Raw genomic sequence first — 3,046 nt, forward strand, 5'->3', positions numbered from 1 at the left:
CGGCACGCTCGATGCCGACACCGCCCGCGACGGCACGCTCGATGCCGACACCGCCCGTGGCGACGCCGCCGACGACACGCTCCCGCCGGTCGAGGCGATCGTCGACCGCCTCCTCGAACGGCTTGCCCGGGAGACGTCGCTCGTGGCGGACGCCGACACTGTGGACGGATCGGGGGAACCGAACGCCCCGGACGAGACTGCGATACGGTCGGTGCTCGCGGCCCGCGTCGATCGGTACCGCAGGGAGAGGACCTGACGCGGCTATCGGAGGAACCCGACCACGTCACGGACGACGGCCGCGATCTGCCGGATCACGATCTTCACGTCGAACCAGAACGACTGCTGGCGGATGTACGCGATGTCGTAGCGGAGCTTCTCCTCCGGCTCCGTGCTCTTGACACCGTTCACCTGTGCGAGCCCGGTGAGCCCGGGTTTCACGAACCAACGCTTCCGCCAGGAGCGCGTCTCCGCCTCCAACAGCGTCTCCTCTTTGACCCATGCCGCCCGCGGCCCGACGACGCTCATATCCCCTTTCAGGATCGTCCACAGCTGCGGTAGCTCGTCGAGATGGGTCCGCCGCAGCACGCGACCGACTCGGGTGATCCGATCGTTCTCGTCGTCCGTCGACGGCGTCGCCGACACGCCCTCGGGCACCATCGACCGGAACTTCGCGACCGTGATCGTCTCGCCGAGCCCCGCGGTGCGCTCCTGATAGTACAGCACCGGGCCGGGGCTGTCGAGCTTGATCGCGACGGCGATAAGCGCCGCGAGCGGGGCCAGACACACCAGTCCGACGACGGCGAACGCCACGTCGAACCCGCGTTTGAGCATGTGATCCTGAATGTCCCACGGCTCGACGTCGACGTCGACGAGCGGGCCGGCGTCGTCGCCCGCGGTCAACACGGTGTCGGCGAACTCACGGTGGACCTTCGCGGCGACACCGTGCTCGTGGCAGGCGTCGAGCGCCCCGAAGAACTCCGCGCGATCGGGCTCCGAGAACGCCAACACCGCGGTTTCGACCTCGTAGTGGACGAGCGCGTCCTCGATCCGCGAGAGCCCGCCCAGCCGCGTGATCCCCGGGTCGCCGCCGTCGGCCACGACCGCGACTCGCTCGGCCGGCGGTTCGGCTTCGGGTTCGACCGTCGAAGGGGCGAGGTAGCCGAGGTACTCGAACTCCGTCTCGGCGGCGAGCCGACGGATCTGCTCGTAATCGTCGCCGACGATGATCGCCCGCGACGGGTCGGTAGCGGGCTGCCGCCGGATCCACACGAGCCACATCGGGACGACGACGAACAGGACCGCGACCGTCATGGTGAGCGTCGCTCGCGGCACCCGCCAGGACCATTTATAAAACCCGACCGCGGCGATCGCGAGGCCCCCGACCAACACCCGTTTCTGTGCCAGGAGGACGACGTCCAACAGTCGACGAGGACGAGGTTTATAAAGGGGGAACAGCGCGCCGACGACCGCACCCGCCGTGAGGAGCGTGACGAGCGCCAATCGCTCCCCGCTCAGGACGGTCGGATCGAGGCGGTTGAACACGGGGACGTACGTCGTGAACACGGCTTGCGGGACCGGATGGTTGGCAGCCATCACCGTCCCCGTGGCGAGGAGCGCGACACCGAGGACGCTGATCAGTCGGTACCGCCAGCCGGAAAGCATCACTTTCGATACCTCGCGATCATATAAAAGGACTGTGAAGTGACCGGTCGGCAGAACGTTTCTGTCCACTGAAACGAGCCGTCTCGTGGGTGTCTACACGTCCACCGCGACGGCTTCTCCCTCCTCGACCGCATCGGGGGTGACCGTCACCGTCCCGTCGCCGTCGTCGCGGGCGTCGCCGTCGGATACGTCCCCGCTCGCCGCCGTGTACTCGCCGGGGTACGCCACCCGAACGTCGAACGTCCCGTCCGCGTCGGCGGTCGTCCGCCGCTCGTACGTGAACGTCTCCCCCGCCGTCTCCACGTCAGTCGTCACCGTCACCGTCTCGCCGGGCTCGGCCTCGCCGGTCACCGCCGCGCCCTCGACCGGCCGGAACACCTTCACCACGTCGCCGTCGGCGTCGAAGCCGAGCTGGAACCGCCCCGACCCGTTCGCCGCGTCCGTCGCGCTCCCGTGCGCCTCGAACAGCTGGTCGTAGACGCTCGTCCCCGGCGTCGACCCGTCGATCTCGTGGATCGCGACGTAGCCGACCGTGCCCGCGAAGCCGTCGGCGTGCGCGTCGGGATCGGCGTCGCTCACGAACGGCTCGTAGTTGCTGAACGCGTAGCCGTACCCGTCCCCGTCGCCGCGAACCGCGTAGTTGAACATCCGGTTGCGCCCCCACTCGCTCAACACGAAGTCGGGGCCCTCACGCTCGGCGGCGTCGGCGTCGATCCACTCGATCGCCCCCGCCTCGTCGTCGGTGGCGGCCACCGTGTCCATCACCGCGGGCACCATGACCAGGCTCAGGCTCGCGACGAGCCCCACGACGCCGAGCGCGTACCCGACCTGTCGCCCCGTCAGCCCCGGGGGACGGAGGGTGACGTGGACCCGGTCCGGCCGGGGGCCGAACGGCTCGGGCCGTTCGGCGACGTCGATGACCGAGAGCAGGTAGACGAGCCCGACGCCCGCACACACCGCGACGACCCCCGTCGCCTCGCCCGCGAAGCGGATCTGTACCAGCGCGAACCCGATCAGCGCGCTCGCGTAGCCGACGACGACCAGCCAGCGAGGCTCGTGACGGACCACGCACTGCCAGCCGGCCCAACCGAGCACGGGCAACGCCACGAACAGGAACCAACCGAAGTGGTCGATGGGCCCGAGGAACACGCCGAAGTCGCTGGCGAACAGCGCCCGGGTCTCGGCGATCCCCTCCCGACCCAACAGCGAGTCCAGCGCCCGTTCCGTCAGCCGTGCCGCCTCGTCCGGACGGACCCGCCTGAACCCGAGCCACAGCGGGACGACACTCGCCGCCGAGAGGCCGAGGTGGATCCCCGGATGGGCGTCGAACCGCCCGAGTACCGCCGCCGCGCCGGCGACACAGACGACGCCGACGGCGACGAGT

1 protein-coding gene and 2 pseudogenes are annotated in these 3,046 nt (G+C 69.7%); 1 reads left to right on the forward strand and 2 read right to left on the reverse strand.

All coding sequences use genetic code 11. The features are described from left to right. Positions 1-256, forward strand: a pseudogene (locus ACFQEU_RS13820) (hypothetical protein); the annotation flags it as partial. Positions 257-261: 5 nt separating this feature from the next. Here the strand turns inward: ACFQEU_RS13820 and ACFQEU_RS13825 are convergent. Both ACFQEU_RS13825 and ACFQEU_RS13830 read right to left on the reverse strand, forming a co-directional pair. Then, positions 262-1,662 (reverse strand): sugar transferase, encoded by a 1,401-nt coding sequence (locus tag ACFQEU_RS13825; RefSeq protein ID WP_379783096.1) that lies wholly within the window; start codon positions 1,660-1,662, stop codon positions 262-264. 93 nt (positions 1,663-1,755) lie between these two features. Then, positions 1,756-3,046 (reverse strand): annotated as a pseudogene (locus ACFQEU_RS13830) (hypothetical protein); the annotation flags it as partial.

Source organism: Halorubrum tibetense (assembly GCF_042661865.1).
GTDB classification, from domain to species: Archaea; Halobacteriota; Halobacteria; order Halobacteriales; family Haloferacaceae; genus Halorubrum; species Halorubrum tibetense.

Excerpts from the sequence above, each read along its gene's own strand:
- ACFQEU_RS13825 (WP_379783096.1), bottom strand. The coding sequence starts at position 1,662 with ATGCTTTCCGGCTGGCGGTACCGACTGATCAGCGTCCTCGGTGTCGCG.